Source organism: Conexibacter stalactiti (genome assembly GCF_033542075.1).
GTDB lineage: Bacteria > Actinomycetota > Thermoleophilia > Solirubrobacterales > Solirubrobacteraceae > Conexibacter > Conexibacter stalactiti.
On sequence record NZ_JAWSTH010000003.1, the window covers coordinates 36,527 to 52,433 of the forward strand.

The 15,907-nt window shown below is 72.8% G+C and carries 13 protein-coding genes; 9 read left to right on the forward strand and 4 right to left on the reverse strand.

What is annotated here, in order from left to right:
• Positions 1 to 57: 57 nt before the first annotated feature.
• Complete coding sequence (locus R7226_RS02260) at positions 58 to 918, forward strand: polysaccharide deacetylase family protein (RefSeq protein ID WP_318595404.1); 861 nt, start codon at positions 58 to 60, stop codon at positions 916 to 918.
• A gap of 4 nt (positions 919 to 922) precedes the next feature.
• Positions 923 to 3,637: a helix-turn-helix transcriptional regulator gene (locus R7226_RS02265; RefSeq protein WP_318595405.1), complete on the forward strand. Its 2,715-nt coding sequence runs from the start codon at positions 923 to 925 to the stop codon at positions 3,635 to 3,637.
• Positions 3,638 to 3,665: 28 nt separating this feature from the next.
• Here the strand turns inward: R7226_RS02265 and R7226_RS02270 are convergent, their stop codons facing one another.
• Positions 3,666 to 5,225 (reverse strand): calcium-binding protein, encoded by a 1,560-nt coding sequence (locus R7226_RS02270; RefSeq protein ID WP_318595406.1) that lies wholly within the window; start codon positions 5,223 to 5,225, stop codon positions 3,666 to 3,668.
• 165 nt (positions 5,226 to 5,390) lie between these two features.
• Between R7226_RS02270 and R7226_RS02275 the strand changes: the two genes are divergently transcribed.
• From R7226_RS02275 to R7226_RS02295, 5 genes are read left to right on the forward strand one after another with little or no spacing between them, the layout of a single operon-like run.
• The gene (locus R7226_RS02275) at positions 5,391 to 6,620 is read left to right on the forward strand and encodes an ABC transporter substrate-binding protein (protein WP_318595407.1); all 1,230 of its coding nucleotides are present in this window, start codon (positions 5,391 to 5,393) and stop codon (positions 6,618 to 6,620) included.
• 30 nt (positions 6,621 to 6,650) lie between these two features.
• Positions 6,651 to 7,523: a branched-chain amino acid ABC transporter permease gene (locus R7226_RS02280; RefSeq protein WP_318595408.1), complete on the forward strand. Its 873-nt coding sequence runs from the start codon at positions 6,651 to 6,653 to the stop codon at positions 7,521 to 7,523.
• Positions 7,524 to 7,532: 9 nt separating this feature from the next.
• Complete coding sequence (locus R7226_RS02285) at positions 7,533 to 8,579, forward strand: branched-chain amino acid ABC transporter permease (protein WP_318595409.1); 1,047 nt, start codon at positions 7,533 to 7,535, stop codon at positions 8,577 to 8,579.
• Positions 8,576 to 9,343: an ABC transporter ATP-binding protein gene (locus tag R7226_RS02290; protein WP_318595410.1), complete on the forward strand. Its 768-nt coding sequence runs from the start codon at positions 8,576 to 8,578 to the stop codon at positions 9,341 to 9,343. Before R7226_RS02285 ends, R7226_RS02290 begins: the two co-directional genes overlap by 4 nt.
• A complete protein-coding gene (locus R7226_RS02295; protein ID WP_318595411.1) occupies positions 9,343 to 10,041 on the forward strand; it encodes an ABC transporter ATP-binding protein in 699 nt (232 codons plus the stop codon). Before R7226_RS02290 ends, R7226_RS02295 begins: the two co-directional genes overlap by 1 nt.
• 88 nt (positions 10,042 to 10,129) lie before the next feature.
• On the opposite strand, the gene R7226_RS02300 is transcribed toward R7226_RS02295, so the two are convergent.
• The gene (locus R7226_RS02300) at positions 10,130 to 11,176 is read right to left on the reverse strand and encodes a phosphotransferase family protein (protein WP_318595412.1); all 1,047 of its coding nucleotides are present in this window, start codon (positions 11,174 to 11,176) and stop codon (positions 10,130 to 10,132) included.
• A complete protein-coding gene (locus tag R7226_RS02305; protein ID WP_318595413.1) occupies positions 11,163 to 12,713 on the reverse strand; it encodes a class I adenylate-forming enzyme family protein in 1,551 nt (516 codons plus the stop codon). Before R7226_RS02305 ends, R7226_RS02300 begins: the two co-directional genes overlap by 14 nt.
• 122 nt (positions 12,714 to 12,835) lie before the next feature.
• On the opposite strand from R7226_RS02305, the gene R7226_RS02310 reads away from it, so the two are divergent.
• Positions 12,836 to 13,834: an MBL fold metallo-hydrolase gene (locus R7226_RS02310; protein WP_318595414.1), complete on the forward strand. Its 999-nt coding sequence runs from the start codon at positions 12,836 to 12,838 to the stop codon at positions 13,832 to 13,834.
• Positions 13,835 to 13,905: 71 nt separating this feature from the next.
• Positions 13,906 to 14,322 carry a nuclear transport factor 2 family protein gene (locus tag R7226_RS02315; RefSeq protein WP_318595415.1) on the forward strand — a complete coding sequence of 139 codons (417 nt, stop codon included), beginning with the start codon at positions 13,906 to 13,908 and terminating at the stop codon, positions 14,320 to 14,322.
• Here the strand turns inward: R7226_RS02315 and R7226_RS02320 are convergent.
• Positions 14,306 to 15,868 (reverse strand): class I adenylate-forming enzyme family protein, encoded by a 1,563-nt coding sequence (locus R7226_RS02320; protein ID WP_318595416.1) that lies wholly within the window; start codon positions 15,866 to 15,868, stop codon positions 14,306 to 14,308. The two genes, R7226_RS02315 and R7226_RS02320, sit on opposite strands and share 17 nt — an antisense overlap.
• Between the last annotated feature and the right edge of the window lie 39 nt (positions 15,869 to 15,907).

Consider the following 15,907-nt stretch of genomic DNA (forward strand, 5'->3'; position numbering starts at 1 on the left):
TCTCTACAACCCAGCTGCGATAGACATGGGTCGTCACGGCGCACCGACGGAGGACCAATGGCCGAGCCCGAAGCGAAGATCTGTCTGACGTTCGATTTCGACGCGATCAGCGTCTGGCCGGGAGCGCTTGGCATGACGTCGCCGGCCGCGGTCTCACGCGGGGAGTTCTCGGGGCGCGTCGCGGTCCCGCGCGTGCTCGACATCCTGCGGCGTGAGGAGGTGAGCGCCACGTTCTTCGTCCCGGGGATCACGATCGAGGCATGGCCGGACCTGTGCCGGCGGATCCTCGACGAGGGGCACGAGATCGGCCATCACGGCTACCACCACATCACGCCCGTGACGCTGGACGAGGCGGCGGAGCGCGAGCAGCTCGAACAGGGGCTGGAGGCGATGGACCGCGTCCTCGGCGGGCATCGCGCGGTCGGCTACCGCTCGCCCGGCGCCGAGCTGTCGGCCAACTCGACCCGACTGCTCGCCGAGCACGGCTTCCTCTACGAGTCGAGCATGAGCGCGCAGGACTTCGAGCCGTACTGGTGCCGGACCGGCGACGTGATCGAGCCCAACGGCGTCGCGAGGCTCGGGAACGAGATCGAGCTGTTGGAGATCCCCTTCAGCTGGACGCTCGACGACATGCCGCAGATGGAGTTCATCATGACCTCCGACGGCGTCTTCCTCGAAGGGCTCAGCGACCCGGAGAAGTGCCAGCGCATGTGGCTGGCCGACCTCGACTACATGGTCGAGGAGATCCCCGGCGGCGTGTTCACGATGTGCTTCCACCCGGAGATCATCGGCCGCGGGGCTCGCATCCGCGTGCTGGAGCGGATGATCGCGCGCGGCAAGGAGCACGGCGCGCGCTTCATGCCCGCGCGGGCCGCCGCCGAGGACTGGATCGGCCGCCACCCGTTGCGTGGGCAGTAGTCGCGTGCTGCGCGGTCGCCGCGACGAGTGCGCCGCGCTGGACAGACTGCTGCAGCGCGTTCGCGTGGGACAGAGCGCGGTGCTGGCCCTGCGGGGCGACGCCGGGATCGGCAAGACCGCGTTGCTGGAATACGTCGCCGAGCAGGCGACCACATGTCACGTCGTCCGCGTCGTCGGCGTGCAGGCCGAGATGGAGCTCGCGTTCGCGGGGCTGCACCAGCTGTGCGCGCCGATGCAGGACGGGATGGACACGCTGCCGGAACCGCAGGAGCAGGCGCTGCGGGTGGCGTTCGGGTTGCAGGAAGGGGGCGCGCCGAACCGCTTCCTCGTCGCGCTGGGGGCGCTCGGCCTGCTGGCCGGAGCGGCCGAGAGAGGGCCGCTCGTGTGCCTGATCGACGACGCGCAATGGCTCGATCGCGCCTCCGCGCAGGTGCTCGCCTTCGTCGCCCGTCGCCTGTTGGCCGAGCGGATCGCGATCGTCTTCGCGGTCCGCGAGCCGAGCGACGCCGCCGAGTTCGCCGGCCTGCCGGAGCTGCGGGTCGGAGGGCTCGCGGACCCGGACGCCCGCGCGCTGCTGGAGTCCGCCGTGCCGGGGCGGGTCGACACGCGCGTGCGCGACCGGATCCTCGCCGAGACGCGCGGCAACCCGCTCGCGCTGCTCGAGCTGCCGCGCGGACTGACGCCGGCGCAGCTCGCGGGTGGGTTCGGACTGCCCGACGCGCGCCCCTTGTCGAGCCGCATCGAGCAGAGCTTCCTCGAGCGCGTCCGCGCGCTCTCGCCCGACACGCAGCGCTTGCTGCTCGCGGCGGCGGCCGAGCCGCTCGGCGACGCGAACCTGCTGTGGCGCGCGGCCGACCGGCTCGGGATCGGCACCGAGGCATCCGGGCCGGCCGAGGCAGCCGGGCTGATCGTGTTCAGGGCGCACGCGCGCTTCACGCATCCGCTCGTCCGCTCGGCGGTCTACCGCGGGGCGGAGCCGCGTGAGCGCCGCGACGTCCACGCGGCGCTGGCGGAGTCGACCGACCCGGAGCTCGACCCGGACGGGCGCGCGTGGCATCACGCGCACGCGACGGCGACGCCCGACGAGGCGGTCGCCGCCGAGCTGGTGCGCTCGGCCGACCGCGCGCGGCGCCGCAGCGGCCTGGCGGCGGCGGCCGCGTTTCTCCAGCGTGCGACCGAGCTGACGCCGGACCCCGTCATGCGCGTCGAGCGGGCCCTCGACGCGGCGCAGGCGAAGCTCGACGTCGCCGACGCCGCGTCGGCATCCGACCTGCTCGCTGCCGCCGAGCTCGGGCCGATCGGCCCGCTGCAGCGGGCGCGGCTGGAGCGGTTGCGCGCGCAGATCGCGTTCAACCGCCAGCGCGGACGTGACGCGCCGCCGCTGCTGCTCGCGGCGGCCGAGCGGCTCGATCCTCTCGACGCCGCGATGGCGCGCGAGACCTACCTCGAGGCGCTCGGGTCGGCGACGTTCGCCGGGCGCCTCGGCGCCGGCCCGGGCGTGCGCGACGTGGCCGAGGCCGCGCGTGCGTCGAATCGGGCGCAGGCTCCCGGTGCGGCCGACCCGCTGCTCGACGCCCTCGCGACGCGCTACACCGACGGGTACGCGGCGTCGGTCGCGCCGCTGCGGGAGGCGCTGCGCGCGTTCCGCGACCCCGGCGGCGGAGACGACGAGCGCTGGCTGTGGCTCGCGTGCCGCTTCGCGCAGGATCTCTGGGACGACGAGCTGTGGCACGAGCTCGCGACCCACGGCGTGCACGTCGCGCGCGAGACCGGCGCGCTCAACCTGCTGCCGATCATGACCAACTTCCTCGCCGCGCTCAACGTCCATTCCGGGGCGTTCGCGACTGCCGCCGCGCTGGTCGACGAGGTCGACGTGCTGACGCAGACGACCGGGCTCCCGCCGCTCAAGTACGCCGCGTGCATGCTGGCCGCCGCGCGCGGCGATCAGGCGCAGGCGCAGCCGCTCTTCGACTACGGGTGGCAGAACGCGACGGAGCGCGGTGAGGGCTCGGCGCTCGGCCTGCTGAGCTGGCTGACCGCGCTGCTGCACAACGCCAACGGCCGCTACGGCGAGGCGCTGACGGCCGCGCAGCAGGCGTGCGAGCACGAGGACGTGATGTCGTACGGGTGGGCCCTGGTCGAGCTGGTCGAGGCCGCCGTTCGCAGCGGTCGGCCCGACGCGGCCGCCGCCGCGCTCGATCGCCTGAGCGAGCGCACGCAGGCGGCCGGCACCGAGTGGGCGCTGGGGGTCGAAGCACGCTGCCGGGCGCTGGTGGACGCCGACGAGGCGCGCTACCGCGAGTCGATCGAGCGGCTCGCGCGCAGCCGCGCCGCGGTCGAGCTCGCGCGCAGCCGGCTGCTGTACGGAGAGTGGCTGCGGCGCGAGCACCGTCGCGCGGACGCGCGGGAGCTGCTGCGCGGCGCGCACGCAGACTTCAGCCGCTTCGGGGCGGCGGCGTTCGCCGAGCGCGCCCGCCGCGAGCTGCTGGCAACCGGCGAGACCGTGCGCAGCGGTGCCGCGGACCTGCGCGACGCCCTCACGCCGCAGGAGGTCCAGGTGGCGCGGCTGGCGCGCGAGGGCCACACCAACCCGGAGATCGGCGCCCAGCTGTTCATCAGCCCGCGCACCGTCGAGTACCACCTGCGCAAGGTGTTCCGCAAGCTCGACGTCAACAGCCGCCGGGAGCTGCGCGACGCGTTCGAGGAGCAGTTCGCCTGACGCGTCGATCGGCGCCCGTCGTCGGCGTTCAGCGCACGCGCACCGCGAGCGTCTGCGACGTCGCGCCCGCCCGGATGACGACGCGGTAGCTGCCCGCTCTCAGCGCACGGCGGCCGAATGCTCTGATCGTGCGCGTGGTCGTTCCCTTGCGCGCTCTGAGGGTGATCTTGCCGAGCGGTCTGCGCGCCCCTCTGCGCGTGACGGTGATCGTGACGGTGCTCGCGCGGCGCAGCGCGAGCGTGAGCGTGAAGCGGCGCGTTCCGCCTCTGGCGCTCGCGGTTCGCAGCGCCGGCGGGGTGCCGGTCGCGGCTCTTCTCTGCGCGGGGCCGACCGGCTGCTGGCCGCCCGGCGCCGGACCCGGTGCCGGCGCGGCGGCGCGGTCGACCGACTCGCAGGCCTGAAAGCCGTCCTGCGCGACCGTGTCGACCGCGTCGACCTGGGCGCTGTCGGCGCCGGAGCCGCAGTTGAGCGCGTCCGGCTCGCCGTCGCGGGCGAACAGCTGGTCGTTGCCGGCCGAGCAGCCGTACGCCGAGCACTGCGCGTAGTCGCCGAAGAGGCTGTCGAGACCGGGGCCGCCCTCGACGCGGTCGTCGCCCTCGCCGCCGTAGAGCGTGTCGTTGCCGGCCTCGCCGAACAGCTGGTCGGCGCCGGAGCCGCCCGTCAGCTCGTCGTTGCCGCCGCCGCCGCGAGCGAGGTCGTCGCCCATGTAGCCGTCGAAGGCGTCGTTGCCGGGCGTGCCCGTGTACGTGTCGTTGCCGGGGCTGCCGTGGACCTTCTCGAGATCGGAGCGGTAGTTGTCGCCCTCGCCCGGGGTGCCGTCATTGGCGGCGTCGTCGAGGCTGATCGCGACGCCGCCGGCGTGGTTGGAGAGCCGCAGCTCGTCGAAGCCGGGGCCGCCGCGGACGTCGTCGGCGCCCTGACCGGTGTCGTCGTCGCCGATCACGTCGTTGCCGGCGCCGCCGTCCTCGACGTCGTTGCCGGCGCCGCCGCGCAGCTTGTCGTCGTTGTCGCCGCCGGCGAGCTGGTCGTTGCCGTCCTGGCCCCACAGCTCGTCGTTGCCGGGGCCGCCTGTCAGCACGTCGTCGCCCGGGTCGCCGCGCAGCTGGTCGTCCCCTCCGCGGCCGTCGAAGTGGTCGGGTCCGGCGCCGCCGACGAGGGAGTCGCTGGCGCTGCCGCCGGTCACGGTCGCGACCTGATCCGCCGGGCAGCCGGTCGGCCGTGAGAAGTCGCCCGGACCGTCACCGAGGGCGGCCGTGATCGTCGGCACGCAGACGTTCTCGAACATCAGTCTGTCCGCGCCGCCCTGATAGTTCGCGACCACCGCGGTCGCTGCGCCCGGGCAGTGGAAGTAGGTGCCGAGCACCGGCAGATCCACCTGCGTGCAGCTGCTCATGTTCACGACGCCGCTGGAGTTGCGGACGGTGACGGTGCTGGTCCCGTTGTCGAACCCGAGGTAGGTGACGTTGTCGCCGCTGCCCTCGATCCCGATCGTCGTGCCGCTGTACGTGAGCGTGATGACCGCCGAGGCGTTCTGGGCGAAGGCGAGCGAGGCGATCAGGACGAACGCGGCGAGCAGGGATCGGAGCATCGCGCGAGCGTAGGCAGCGGCTGCGCGACCCGCATCAGGGAAAACACGGGCGCACGACCCATCCGTCAGTCCCGAACACCGGTTGGGCGCGATCGGGGCCGCTGGGAACGTCGTCGCGGCATGTGGGCCGAGAGGGGCCCACTCGGCGACGGAGGAGTGAGAGAGATGGAGTCAAGGGTCCTCACGCGGACGCGCGGTGTCTTCGCAGCGCTGGCGGCTGGTGCGCTGCTCGTCACGGCGGGCTGCGGGTCGAGCGATGACAGCTCGGCGACCGGCAGCTCCGGCAGCGGCGGCGAGAAGGGCGAGATCGTGATCGGCGCAACCGGGCCGCTCTCCGGTCCCGCGGCGTCACTCGGCGAGCTGTACAAGGGCATGGAGGCCAAGCTCGACGAGATCAACAGCAGAGGCGGCATAGACGGCAACAGAGTCAAGCTGGTCGTCAAGGACGATCAGCTCAACCCGGCGAACACGCCCGGCGTCGCGCGGCAGCTCGTCGAGGGCGACGACGTCTCGATGATGTGCGGCGTCGCCGGCTCGCCGACGACGGTCTCGATCATGCCGTACCTGAAGGCGCGCAGAATCGCGCTCGTGGCGGCCGCCGGCTCCTCGGAGCTGACCGACGACAACGCCTACCTGCCGCTGCCGACCTATCCCTCGCTCGCCGCCGGCATCACGAAGTACGCGGTCGAGGACCTCGGCAAGAGAAAGGTCGCGATCGCCTACAGCGACGACGCCGTCGGCAACCCGACGCTGGCCGGCGCGAAGTGGCAGCTGGAGCAGATGGGGCTGGAGCCGGTCGCCGAGGTGAAGTTCAACGGCCAGGCGCCCGACCAGAGCGCGACGGCGGCGAAGCTGAAGGCCTCCGGCGCCGACTTCGTCGTCGTCAACAACACCGCCCCGATCGTCGCGAGCGTCATCCGCGCCGCGGCGAAGGTCGGCTACAAGCCCGAGTGGGGCGTCCTGTGGCCGGCGCTGAACCGCGGCCTCGTCGACCTCAGCGGCGGCACGATCGACGACAACGTCGTCTTCGCCTCGCCCTTCCCGCTCGGCGACTCCGACAGAGCGCAGACCTTCCGCGACGCGCTCAGAACCTCCGGCCAGGACGCCGACGAGACCGACAGCATCGTGATGCTCGGCTGGGTCACCGCGACGGCCTGCCTGGAGGTCATCAAGCGCGCGGTCGAGGAGGCCGGCGGCAACAAGCCCTCGCGCGAGCAGATCGTCGAGGCGATGCCCGGCATGACCTACTCCGACGAGTACGTCTCGAACCTCGAGTGGACCGAGGAGAACCACACGGTCAAGGGCGAGGCGCTGATCGTCGGCATCAGAGACGGCAGATTCGAGGCGCTGACCGACTTCCAGCCGCTGCCCGAAGCCCCCGAGGGCGAAGGCTGAGCCCGGCGGCCCGCTGAGGAGGCACGAACGATGGATCTCTTCGAAACGAGCTTGATCTCAGGCATCGTCAGCGGGCTGCTCTACGCCCTCGCCGGCGTCGGCCTGGTGGTCATCTACCGCGTGTCCGGCTACGTCAGCTTCGCCCAGGGCGACATCGCGGCCGTCGCGCTCTACCTGGGCTTCTGGCTGCACCAGGGCGGCGCCCCGTACCTGCTGGTCGCCGCCTCGGTGGTGGTCGCCGGGGCGGTGCTCGGCGGGCTGATCGGCCGCTTCGTCGTCGTCCCGATGGAGCGCTTCGGCATCCTCGCGGCCGCGATGGCGACGATTGCCGTCGGGATCACGATCCAGGGGATGGAGAACGCCTTCATCGGCGGCGAGGCGCGCCCCTTCCCGTCCGCGGGCGAGAGCGTCGCGCTGACGATCGGGTCGGTCTCGCTGACCTGGGCCGACGTGATCTCGTTCCTCGTCTGCGGCGTGATCGTCGCGGCGCTGGCGACCGGCTTCAAGCGCACGCGCGTCGGCATCGCGATGCGCGCGGTGCACGACAACCCCAGCGCCGCCGAGATGCTCGGCGTGGCGTCGGTCTCGCTCAAGCGGATGAGCTGGATCGTCTCCGGCGCGCTCGCCGGCGTCACCGGCCTCTTCATCGCGCCGGTCTACTCGCTGACGCCGACGAGCGTCAACGCGATCGTCGTCTTCGGCTTCGCGGCGATCGTCGTCGGCGGATTCGACTCGATCGCCGGCGCCGTCGTCGCCGGCATGGTGATCGGCGTCGCGACCAACCTGACCGCCGCCTACATCAATCCCGACCTCGTGACGACGTCGCTGTTCCTGATGCTCGTCACCGTCCTGCTGATCCGCCCCCAGGGGCTGTTCGGCCGACGACCGATGGCACGGGTCTAGGGAGGCCTGATGAGCACCACACGCGCAGCTCCCGCCACGACCAACGGCCGTCCGCCGCGCGACGAACGCGTCGCGGCGTCGATCCGCACCGGGCGGGGCATCCTGCTGCCCGGCCGGATCCTGCTGCTGGTCCTCGTCGCGATCGTCGTCCTGATCGCGGGGATGACCGGCGACAACCCGCTCAAGTACTCGCTGATCATCGGCACGATCTACGCGATCGCGATCCTCGGCAACAACGCGATCACGGGCACGCTCGGCGAGATCAACCTCGCGGCCGGCGCCTTCATGGCGATCGGCGCCTACACCGCCTCGTACACGCTCAGCAGAGGCTGGGGCCTGGCGACGGTGGTGCTGGCGGTGATCGTCGTGAGCCTGCTGCTCGGCCTGCTGATCGCGATCCCCACCGTCCGCCTCTCGGGCCTCTTCACGGCGCTGGCGACCTTCGCGCTCGCGTACGCGGTCCCGGACCTCGCGCTCGCGCTGTCGTCGATCACCGGCGGCGACGCCGGCACGGCGATCACCCCGCCGATCATCGGCGACACGCTGATCGACGGCTCCGCGACGGAGCTGCTGATCGCCGTCGTGGTCCTCTTCGTCGTGCTGGCGGCGGTGAACCTCTGGCTCTTCAGCCGCTCGATCGGCAGCCGGCTGCTGACCGTCGGCGAGGCGCCGCACGCGGCGCGCAGCTTCGGGCTGCGGCCGTCGCTGCTGAAGATCGCCGTCTGGACCTGGGCCGCGCTGCTGGGCGGGATCGCGGGCCTCTGCTACGCGCTCGCGGTCGGCTTCCTCAACCCGACGGTCTTCACCGTCTTCCTGTCGATCTCGCTGCTGGCGGGCGGCCTCGTCGGCGGCTCCCGCAGCGTCGTCGGCGCCTGGCTCGGCGGGCTGCTGGTCGGGACGCTGCCGCCGAACATCCAGTCGGTCGTGCCGGCCTCCTCGACCGGGATCGTCTTCGGCGTGGTGCTGCTCGCGGCGCTGCTGGCCGGCAGCGGCGGCCTCGGCCAGCTGCTCGAACGGGGCACGATCGCCCCGCTGATGCGGAGGAAGGGACGATGACGGCAGATCTTCTCGACGGCAGCGCCGTCGGCATGCGGTTCGGCGGCGTGCACGCGCTGCGCGAGGTCGACGTGGCCCTGCAACCCGGGCGGCGGCTCGGCTTGATCGGGCCCAACGGCTCCGGCAAGACGACGCTGCTGAACGTCTTGAGCGGGGTCTACCGGGCCACCTCAGGAGCGATCCACTTCAGAGGCCGCTCGATCGATCGCCTCGGACCGGGCGCCCGCGCGCGGCTCGGGATCGTCCGCACCTTCCAGCACCCGCAGCTGGCCGCGAGCCTCACGATCGCCGAGAACGTCCGCCTCGGCGCGGCGCTCGGGCGGCGGGTGCACGGCAGCTCGGCGGCGGAGGAGACGGCGCGCGTCGACGCGGCGCTGGAGCTGTTCGGCTGCGCGGCGTACGGCGAGGGGCTTCCCGACGAGGTCCCCTACGGCGTGCGCAAGATGGCCGAGGTCGCGCGCGCGGCGGCGGTCGAGCCCGTCGTCCTGCTGCTCGACGAGCCGGCGGCGGGGCTCAGCCGCGAGGAGCGCAGCGAACTGATCGAGGCGATCGAGCGCTACTACCGCGAGCATCCCCAGACGGCGCTGTGCCTCGTCGAGCACGACGTCCCGCTCGTCACCGCGCTCTGCCCGGAGCTGCTCGTCCTCGCCGCCGGCCAGGCGCTCGCGTCGGGGCCGGCGCAGGAGGTCGTGCGCGACGAGCAGGTGCGGGTCGCGTACCTCGGCGAGAACGTCGAGCTCAAGGACACGGAGGAGGTGGGCTGATGCTGCGTGCCGCGAACCTGCACGCCGGCTACCGCCGGGGCGTGCCCGTCCTGCACGGGATCGACCTCGACGTCGCCGCCGGCGGCGCGCTCGGCGTGATCGGCCGCAACGGCGCCGGCAAGACCTGCCTGGCGCAGACGCTGACGGGCGCGCTGCCGGTGATGGACGGCAGCGTGCTGATCGGCGACGACGACGTCAGCGGCAAGGACAGCCGCGCGCGCGTCCGCGCCCGCCTCTCGCACGTGCCGGAGGGGCGGATGATCTTCGGCGACCTGACGGTGCGCGAGAACCTCGAGGTCGCCGCCTTCGGCGCGGGCGTCAAGCTCACCGCCGAGCAGCTGCACGACGTCGAGGAGCGCTTCCCGATCCTCGCGCGCAAGGCGGGCGATCGCGCCGGCTCGCTCAGCGGCGGCGAGCAGCAGTGGCTGGCGATCGGGCGGGCGCTCGTGCAGCAGCCGCGCGTGATCGTGCTCGACGAGCCCTCGCTGGGGCTCTCGCCCGTCGCGATCGACGGCGTCGCGGAGGCGCTCACGGGGATCCGCGAGACGGGCGTCGCGCTGATCCTGATGGAGCAGAACCCGTACCTGCTGAAGGCCGTCTGCGACGAGGTGCTGCTGCTCGACCAGGGGCGCGTCACGCGCTCGCTCGACGGCGAGGCCGGCGAGCAGCTCGTCGCCGAGGCGTACTTCGGCGGCTGAGACCGGTGGGCCGCGGCGCGCCCTGCGAGGCGCGCTCGCGACCGCAGCCGCGGCGCGCCCTGCACGGCGCGCCGCGGCGAAGTCCGTCTCAGCTCGCCGCGCGCGCCTCGCGCAGCGCCCGCCGCGCCAGCTCGGGCACGCCGCTCTCCAGCTCGTGCGCGTAGGGGTCGTCGGTCGTGCCGCGGACCGCCTGCGCGTAGATCGTCTCCAGCCCGACCGCTCCGCGCCAGAACGCGAAGGTCGTGTACCAGCCGAGCGCCTCGATCGAGCGGCCGGAGCGCTCTGCGTAGCGCTCCGCGAGCTGCCGCCGGCTGGGGAAGCCGCCGTCGGCGACCGCGGCCGCCAGCGACAGGATCGCGCCGCTGTCGTCACCGGGCTCGGGCCACGCCGACAGCAGCCAGCCGAGGTCGATCAGCGGGTCGCCGACGGTCGCGATCTCCCAGTCGAGGATCGCCGCCAGGTGGGCCGGCGCGCGCGGGGCGAAGATGACGTTGCCGAGCCGGTAGTCGCCGTGCACGACCGTCACGTCCCGCTGCCGCGGCCGGTGGTCGTGCAGCCATGCGAGCACCTCGTCGGCCTCGGGCACCTCGCGCGCCCGGCGCGTCTCCCAGATCCCGCCCCAGCGCCGCAGCTGCCGCTCCAGGAACCGCTCGCCGTCGCCGAAGGCGGCGAGCGCCGGGCGGCCCGCGTCGACCGTGTGCAGCTCCACGAGCGCGTCGACCAGCTCGTCGGCGACGGCGCGCCGCTGCGCGCCGTCGGACAGCGCCGCCGGCAGCGTCGAGGTGACGACGTACCCGTCGATCTTCGCCATCACGTAGAACGGCACGTCGAGCACGGCGCGGTCGTCGCAGACGAGCAGCACCTCCGGGATGCGCGCCGCCGTCCCGCGCAGGGCGGTCAGGAAGCGCGCCTCGCGCAGCACGTCGTGGGCACGCGGGTCGAACGGCGGCCGCGGCGGGCGGCGCAGCACCACCTCGGTGGCGCCGCGCCGCAGCAGGAAGGTGACGTTCGAGTGGCCTTCGCCGATCAGCGTCGCCTCCAGCGGACCCGCGCCGATGCCGTGCGCGTCGAGCAGCCGCTCCAGCGGCTCGAGCACGAGCAGCGGGGGAAGCGCCGCGCGTTCAGCGGCGGTCATGCGCGGGCACCAGCAGGAACTTCTGCACCTTGCCTGAGGTCGTGCGCGGCAGCGGCTCGCTGCGGATCTCCCACTCGCGCGGCACCTTGAAGTTCGCCAGCTGCTCGCGGCAGAGCGCCTCCAGCTCGCTCGCGTCGAGCGCGTCGGGGTCGTCGACGACGACGACCGCGCGGCCGACCTCGCTGTAGCGCTCGTGCGGGACGCCGACGACGGCCGCCTCCTTGACCGCGGGGTGCCGGCCGAGCACCCGCTCGATCTCGGCGGGATAGACGTTCAGCCCGCCGCTGATGATCATGTCCTTCACGCGCCCGGCGATGAAGAGGAAGCCGTCCTCGTCGACCCAGCCGCGGTCGCCGGTGTGCAGCCAGCCGTCGACCAGCGTCGTGCCGGTCGCGTCGTCGCGCCCGAGGTAGCCGTGCGTGACGGCGGGGGAGCGGCAGATGATCTGCCCCGGCTCGCCGGCCGGCATGTCGCGGCCCTCGTCGTCGACGACCCGCACGACGGCGGTCATCGAGGCGCGGCCGGCGGAGCCGCGCTTGGTGATCGCGTGCTCGCCGTCGAGGTAGGTCATGATCGTCGGGAACTCCGACAGCCCGTACCCCTGCAGGAACTGGCAGTTCGGCAGCCGCCGCTGGAGATCCTCGATCGCCTCGATCGGGACGTGCTCGCCGCCGCTGAGGATCAGCCGCAGCGACGACATGTCGTGCCGTTCGAGGTTGTCGCCCTCCAGCACCAGCCGCAGCACCGACGGCACGAGCAGCACGATCGAGACCCCGTGCCGCGCGACGGTCGCGCAGAACTCCGCGCCGGAGAAGCCGCCGCTCGGGCGCAGCACGACCGTTCCGCCGCGCCACCAGGTGGCGACGGTGAAGTCGTGGAAGCCGGCGCCCCAGCAGAGCGCGGGCAGCACGAGGTGGACGTCGTCCTCGGTCATCGCGAACTCCGCGACCTGCGTGAGCGCGTTGAAGAGGATGTTGCCGTGCGAGTGCATCGCCGCCTTCGGCAGCCCCGTCGTGCCCGAGGTGTACTGCAGCAGGAAGAGGTCGTCGGGCGCGGTCGCGGCAACTGGCGCGTCGGCCGCCGCGCCGGCCTCGATCAGCTGCTCGTAGCGCAGCGCCTCCGTCTCGCCGTCGGTCAGCGCGACCGTCCGCAGGTCGGGCGGGAGATCGGAGGAGATCGAGCCGAGCAGCTCGTCGAAGGCCGGCTCGTGCACGAGCCAGCGGACGTCGGAGTCGTCGAGCGCGTACGCGATCTCCGGCCCCTTGAGGTAGTAGTTGAGCGGCACGACGACCCCGCCGAGATGGGCGATCGCGTAATACAGCTCGACGTACTCCGGGCGGTTGTAGAGCAGGATCGCGCAGCGGTCCTCCGGCTGGAAGCCCGCGGCGGCGAGACCGGTCGCCAGCCGTCGCACGCGCGACTCCAGCTCGGCGTAGGTGAAGCTGCGGTCCTCGAAGACCAGGGCGACGCGGTCGGCGTCGCCCTGGCGCGCCGTCCGGTTGCGATAGAGCGAGTCGGCAAGCCCGTACAGGCCCACGGTTTCCTCCTTGTCAGCGGATCGTCCGACGCTACGTCCGCCAGCGACATGCCCCCAAGCGCCATTCGGGTATCTCGCAAGCGGTTTCGACCACGCCGCGGCGAACGGCATCGTGGGCGACGATGACGACCATGCGCAGCGGCATCCATCGGGTCGAGCTGGAGTCCGGCTACGTCGTCGGCTCGGTCAACGCCTGGCTGTTCGAGGGCGATCCCTTCACGCTCGTCGACGCCGGCAGCCTGCTGCCGGGCGCGATGCAGCGGCTGGAGGCGGCGTGCGCGGGCATCGGGCGGCGGTTGGAGGAGATCGAGCAGATCGTCCTGACCCACCACCACGTCGACCACGTCGGCCTCGCCGCGTCGGTCGCGGAGCGCTCGGGCGCGCCGGTCGTCGCGCTGGCGCAGGCGGCGACCTTCCTGACCGACTACGACGCGCAGATGGCGCGCGACTTCGCGTTCGCGCGTGTCGCGCTGGAGCTGCACGGCTTCGGCGCGGAGGTCGCCGCGCGGGCCGAGCGGGAGCTCGAAGCCGAGGCGCGCTGGGCCGCGGCGGTGCGGATCGACCGGTCGGTCGCCCCAGGCGACGTGGTCGAGATCGGAGCGGGCGCGTTCGACGTGCTGCACCGTCCCGGCCACAGCGAGACCGACACGGTCTTCGCCGACGCGCGGCGCGGGATCGTCATCTCCGGCGACCACCTGATGCGCGACCACGCGTCGATGCCGATGTTCGACCGGCCGATCGGCGTCCTCGCGGACTTCGCCGAGGAGGCCGCGCGCTGCGCACGGCTGCTCGACTACCGCCGCTCGCTGGCGCGGTCGCGCGGCGACCTCGACGGCCTCGTCATCCCCGGGCACGGCGACTGCTTCGACGCGCCGCGCGACGTGATCGACCGCCACCTCGCCTTCCAGGACCTCCAGGCGCGCGAGGCGCTGGAGCTGTTCGGCCGCGGCGAGACGCTGACGGCGTGCGCGCTCGCCGAGCGGCTGTGGCCGCGGACGGCGCTGGAGTGGGCCTTCCTCAGCGCCAGCACCGTGCTCGGCCTGCTCGGCCGGCTCGAAGCCGAGGAGAAGCTGGCGCGCGTGACGCTCGACGACGGCCGCGTCGGCTACCGGTCGAGATAGGCGGACAGTGATCGCGGCGCCCGCTGTGCTCTGATCCTGTTCGTCGCGTTGACGACTCCAGGAGGAGACCCATGAGCGCCACGACCACCTCGCTCACCGACGAGCAGATCTTCAAGGCCACCCGCGACTGCATCGAGGCGTGGAACACGCTCGACGTCGAGGCGACGCTCGCGACCTACACCGACGACGTCGTCTACAGAGACCCGAAGACGCGCGGCAAGATCGTCGGCAAGGACGACCTGCGGCGGTACCTGACGAAGTTCTTCAAGGTCTGGGACTTCCAGTTCACCGTGACCGAGGAGTACCGCCTCGAAGGCAAGGACGCGCAGATGTGCATGTGGTCCGCCGACCTCACGCACCGCGCCGGCGGCGAGACGATCACGATCCACGGAATGGACATCTGCGAGGTGCGCGGCACCCAGCTCAGCCGCGACGAGGCATTCATGGACACGCTTCCGCTGGAGCCGCTGATCACGGCGCAGCGGTAGCCGGCCAGGGGAGGCGCTCCGGCGCCTCCGCGATTCGCGCGCGCAGGCCGCGCTTGTCGAGCTTGCCGGAGGCCGCCATCGGCAGCGCGTCGACGAACTCGACGTGCTTGGGCACCTCCCAGCGGCCGACGCGCGGCTCGCAGAAGGCGACGATCTCCTCGGCGGTCACCTCGCTGCCGGGCGCTCGCACGACGACGGCGACGACCGCCTCGACCCAGCGCGGGTGGGGCGCGCCGACGACCGCGACCTCGTGGACGCCCGGGTGCTGGGAGAGGACCGTCTCGACGACCGCCGGGTAGACGTTGAAGCCGCCCGAGATGATCATGAAGCTCTTGCGGTCCTGCAGGAAGACGAAGCCGGCGTCGTCCTGGACGCCGATGTCGCCGGTCCGCACCCAGCCGTCGCCGAGCGCCCGCTCGGTCTCCGCGGGGTTGTTGCGGTAGCCGGCCAGCAGCGGCCCGCGCGCCGCGATCTCGCCCGTCTCGCCGCGCGGCAGCTCGCGCGCCTCGTCGTCGAGGATCGCGAAGTCGACGTGCAGCAGCGGCCGCCCGACCGAGCTGGACAGGTCGCGGTCGGGGAAGGCGGCGCGATCGGCGTCGCGCAGCATGCAGATCGCGCCGTTGGTCTCGGTCGAGCCGTACCAGTTCTGCAGCTCGCAGCCGAAGGCGGCGCTGGCACGCGCGAGGATGCCGGCGGTCGACGGGCTGCCGAGCATGATGATCGCGCGCAGCCGCTCGAAGGCGTCGAGGCCGTCGCCGGCGGCGTCGATGATCGCGGGCAGCATCGTCGGGACGGCGATCATCACCGTCACGCCGTGCTCGCGCGCGAGCGCGGCGGTCGCCTTCGGGTCGAACAGGCGCGGCAGCACCGTCGTGGCGCCGCGCGACATCGCGTACGAGCTGAGGTAGATCGGGAAGCCGGGCATCGGCAGGTTGTTGAGCACGACGTCGCCACTCTGCAGACCGCCGGCGAACGGCGCGGAGGCGAGCTGCCAGGCGGCGCCCTCCTGCGTCAGCAGCACGCCCTTCGGCATGCCGGTGCTGCCCGACGTGTAGGAGACGGCGATCACGTCGGAGCGCTCGATCTCGGGCGCCGCGAAGAGGCCGGCGTCGGCGATCAGCGTCTCGACGTCGAGCGGCAGGCCGTGCCCGGCGCCGAAGCCGATCACCCGCCGGCCGTCGGCGATCAGCCGCTCGATCGTCTCGCGGCCGAGATGCTCGACGCAGTCGGCGCTGACGAAGACGGCGGCGGGGTCGGCGTCGTCGAGGATGTGCCGCATCTCGCGCTGGGCGTAGCGCCAGTTGATGCCGACGCGCGCGACGCCCGCCTTCGTGCAGGCGATCCAGTGCTCCATCACGTCGACCGTCTCGTAGGCGATGATCGCCGAGCGGTCGCCCTTGGCGAGGCCGAGCTGCTGCAGCGCCGCCGCGAGCCGGTCCGAGCGCTCGTGGACCTCGCCCCAGGTCACCGAGCGCGCCGGGTCGACGTAGGCGAGCCGCTCCGGTGTCACGGTCGCAAGCCGCCGGACGAGATCTCGGATGAACATGGGGCGGTTCCTTTCAGCAGGCGGACGCAGCGCCGTGGG

Coding starts and splice junctions, on each gene's coding strand:
- R7226_RS02260 (WP_318595404.1), top strand. CDS start 58: ATGGCCGAGCCCGAAGCGAAGATCTGTCTGACGTTCGATTTCGACGCG.
- R7226_RS02270 (WP_318595406.1), bottom strand. CDS start 5,225: ATGCTCCGATCCCTGCTCGCCGCGTTCGTCCTGATCGCCTCGCTCGCC.
- R7226_RS02275 (WP_318595407.1), top strand. CDS start 5,391: ATGGAGTCAAGGGTCCTCACGCGGACGCGCGGTGTCTTCGCAGCGCTG.
- R7226_RS02280 (WP_318595408.1), top strand. CDS start 6,651: ATGGATCTCTTCGAAACGAGCTTGATCTCAGGCATCGTCAGCGGGCTG.
- R7226_RS02285 (WP_318595409.1), top strand. CDS start 7,533: ATGAGCACCACACGCGCAGCTCCCGCCACGACCAACGGCCGTCCGCCG.
- R7226_RS02290 (WP_318595410.1), top strand. CDS start 8,576: ATGACGGCAGATCTTCTCGACGGCAGCGCCGTCGGCATGCGGTTCGGC.
- R7226_RS02295 (WP_318595411.1), top strand. CDS start 9,343: ATGCTGCGTGCCGCGAACCTGCACGCCGGCTACCGCCGGGGCGTGCCC.
- R7226_RS02300 (WP_318595412.1), bottom strand. CDS start 11,176: ATGACCGCCGCTGAACGCGCGGCGCTTCCCCCGCTGCTCGTGCTCGAG.
- R7226_RS02310 (WP_318595414.1), top strand. CDS start 12,836: ATGACGACCATGCGCAGCGGCATCCATCGGGTCGAGCTGGAGTCCGGC.
- R7226_RS02315 (WP_318595415.1), top strand. CDS start 13,906: ATGAGCGCCACGACCACCTCGCTCACCGACGAGCAGATCTTCAAGGCC.
- R7226_RS02320 (WP_318595416.1), bottom strand. CDS start 15,868: ATGTTCATCCGAGATCTCGTCCGGCGGCTTGCGACCGTGACACCGGAG.